Below are 1,787 nucleotides of genomic sequence, written 5' to 3'. Positions count from 1 at the left end.
GGTCGCTCACTCTTCTGTCCGTCGTCCGTCTCGAAGCGTTCCTGATTCCCTTCGCGCACCTTCTGGTCGCAGAAGTCACCCGCCGTGTGCAGGTGCCTGCGGGAGGGAGAACGACGATGGCAACCACAGCCGGACCCACCCCAGGTGACGATCGACGGGCCGCCGGCGGCGCTGCTGAACAGGTTCCCGTCGATCGTCACGTTCCACGTGTCGACGGCGCGTCCGGTGGCCGTGTCGTGTGCGAAGATCGCCCGCGGCCCCCCAGCGCCGAACACGTTGTTGCGGATCGTGATGTTCCGCGTGATCCACGTGACGGTGGGGTCCACGCCGGGCACCCGGGGATCGCGCCCCACCTTGTGCGTGGCCTGGCGCCGTTCGTCCTGCATCAGGTTCAGGTCGTGCCGGGAGTTGTTGCCGAGATCGTTGTTCGAGATCAGCACGTTCTCCGTGTCGAAGATGCGGATGCCCTCCCGGTTGTCGAACGCCTGGCTGCGGGCGATCGTCACCTTCGAGGACAGCTCGGCATGGATCCCGATCTCCGTGTTGTCGTTCGAGGTCACATCGAGGATCTTCACGTCGTAGCAGGACTCGTCGAACCACGTGCCGCTGCCGATGTTGCGGCTCGTGTCGACATTGCTCATGACGATGCCGCGCGTACGCGTCACCTTCACGCCGCCCGCCACGGGCGATCCGTTGAAGTGCTCGGTGTTGTTGTCGGTGACCAGCGAGTCCGAGAAGGTGGTGCCGTATGCCGTCGTGATCGACATGCCGAGCAGCCCGTTCCGGCGCACGGTGAGGTTGTCCACGGTCGCGCGGTCGTTTCCGACGAACAGTCCGATCGTGGCGTTGTCCTCGATCACGAGGTCTCGCAGCGTCACCCCGACGTTGTGCATCCGGACCGTGCCGAGCACGTCGTACGAGGTCGCGTAGCGGCGCACGCCTGACCGATTCTCACGCTGCATCCCGCGTCCTCGTCCGCACCGAAGGGGCGCTCGGGCGGCTCACGCTCAATCGCCCCGAGGCGATCAACGCCCTCGACGTCGAGATGATCCAGGCCCTCACCGCGGCGTTGAACGCCTGGCGAGACGACACCGACGTGCAGATCGTGCTGCTGGACGGGGCAGGCGGGCGTGGAATGTGTGCGGGCGGCGACGTGCGCGCACTGCACGCGCAGATCGTGGCAGGTCAGGCCGAGCAGACCGCCGAGTTCTTCCGTGCCGAGTACGCGTTGAACGCCATGATCGCCGAGTACCCCAAGCCGGTGGTGGCCTTCGCCGACGGCATCACGATGGGCGGCGGAATCGGGCTCGCCGGTCACGCGGCGATCCGTATCGTCACGGAGCGCTCCCAGCTCGCGATGCCCGAGACGCGCATCGGATTCACGCCGGACGTCGGCGGCACCTGGCTGCTCGGCCGCGCTCCCGGACGGCTCGGCGAGTACTTCGGTCTCACCGGGGCAGTGATGAATGGAGCGGATGCCGTCTACCTCGGGTTCGCTGATCACTACGTGCCGTCGGAGCGCCTCGAGGCGCTGAGCGAGGCTCTCGCATTCCGCGCCGACCCGACGAGCCCCAGCGAGATCGTGCTGCTGTTCGACGAGACGCCCGAGCCCTCGCAGCTGCCCGCGTCGAGGGAGTGGATCGACGAGGCCTTCTCCGCTCCCACCGTGGGCGAGATCATCGAACGCCTGCAGGCGCAGGGCACGACGGATGCCGCCGCAACCGCGGATCTCCTCGAGGGGCTGGCGCCGACCGGCCTCATGGTCACGCTCGATGCCGTGCGCGAGG

At 67.5% G+C, this 1,787-nt stretch carries 2 protein-coding genes; one reads left to right on the top strand and one right to left on the bottom strand.

Annotated elements, in window-relative coordinates; translation table 11 throughout:
* Nucleotides 1-962: right-handed parallel beta-helix repeat-containing protein (locus KZA10_RS14040; protein ID WP_218683187.1), on the bottom strand; the 962-nt coding region annotated here is incomplete at its 3' end.
* Here KZA10_RS14040 and KZA10_RS14035 point away from each other — a divergent pair.
* The coding region (locus tag KZA10_RS14035; protein WP_218683188.1) for an enoyl-CoA hydratase/isomerase family protein at nt 941-1,787 on the top strand (847 nt) is incomplete at its 3' end. The genes KZA10_RS14040 and KZA10_RS14035 overlap by 22 nt on opposite strands.

This window comes from Microbacterium sp. BF1 (assembly GCF_019279095.1).
GTDB lineage: Bacteria > Actinomycetota > Actinomycetes > Actinomycetales > Microbacteriaceae > Microbacterium > Microbacterium maritypicum.
The sequence above is the reverse complement of the archived record's forward strand: the minus strand, read 5'-3'. Positions and strand labels throughout refer to the sequence as shown.